This window comes from Pseudomonas sp. NPDC089530, from assembly GCF_050280705.1.
In the GTDB taxonomy this organism is placed as follows: domain Bacteria; phylum Pseudomonadota; class Gammaproteobacteria; order Pseudomonadales; family Pseudomonadaceae; genus Aquipseudomonas.
Genome location: NZ_JBNNVU010000220.1, coordinates 1 through 1,094, shown reverse-complemented (window position 1 = coordinate 1,094; position 1,094 = coordinate 1). Strand labels below are relative to the sequence as shown.

The following is a 1,094-nucleotide window of genomic DNA, read 5'->3' as shown; positions in this document are numbered from 1 at the left end:
CGACGAACAGCAGCGCGTCGTCGAGTCCGCGCTGGACATGTTCCTGATCGCACGCTCAACACGCACCAGGCCAACGCGGAACTGGTGCTCGGCCATTTCGCCTACGCAGCGAACACGACGGTTACCCAGGTGGTCGATGTCATCGACGATGCCTTTGCCGTTACGGATGTCGACCAGAGTCTTCAGGACCGCAACGATGTCTTCCTTGCACAACACGCCCGAACCTTCGATCTCGGTACGACCGATACGACGGTTGAACTTCATCCGGCCGACCGCAGACAGGTCATAACGCTCAGGACTGAAGAACAGGTTGTTGAACAGGGTCTCGGCCGCATCCTTGGTTGGAGGCTCGCCAGGACGCATCATTCGATAGATCTCGACCAACGCTTCCAGCTGGTTAGTGGTGGAGTCGATCTTCAGAGTGTCGGAAACGAACGGACCGCAATCGATATCGTTGGTGTACAGAGTTTCGATGCGTACGACCTGGGCCTTGGCAATTTTAGCCAGGAGCTCGGTGTTCAGCTCGGTGTTGCACTCTGCCAGGATTTCGCCGGTGGCCGGATGCACGATGGCCTTGGCGGTAGTGCGGCCCAGAACGTAGTCCAGAGGCACATCCAGTTCCTTGATACCGGCTTTTTCAAGCTGGTTGATGTGACGAGCGGTAATACGACGACCCTGCTCGACAATCACCTTGCCCTTGTCATCCTGGATATCGAGGACGGCAATTTCACCACGCAGGCGCTGAGGCACCAGCTCCAGGCTCAGGCTTTCGCCGCGCACGTGGAATACGTTGGTGGTGTAGAAAGCTTCCAGCACTTCTTCAGTGGTGTAACCCAACGCGCGCAACAGCACCGATGCAGGCAGCTTGCGGCGACGGTCGATACGCACGAATACGCAGTCTTTCGGGTCGAACTCGAAGTCCAACCAGGAACCGCGGTAAGGAATGATACGTGCGGAGTACAGCAGCTTACCGGAGCTGTGCGTCTTGCCACGGTCGTGGTCGAAGAATACGCCAGGAGAACGGTGCAACTGGGAAACGATCACACGCTCGGTACCGTTGATTACGAAGGTACCGTTTTCAGTCATCAGTCGGA

The 1,094-nt window shown here is 57.1% G+C and carries 1 pseudogene; it reads right to left on the bottom strand.

From position 1 onward, the window contains the following. A pseudogene (gene rpoB, locus ACQKQA_RS30420) lies at window positions 1-1,094 on the bottom strand (DNA-directed RNA polymerase subunit beta); the annotation flags it as partial.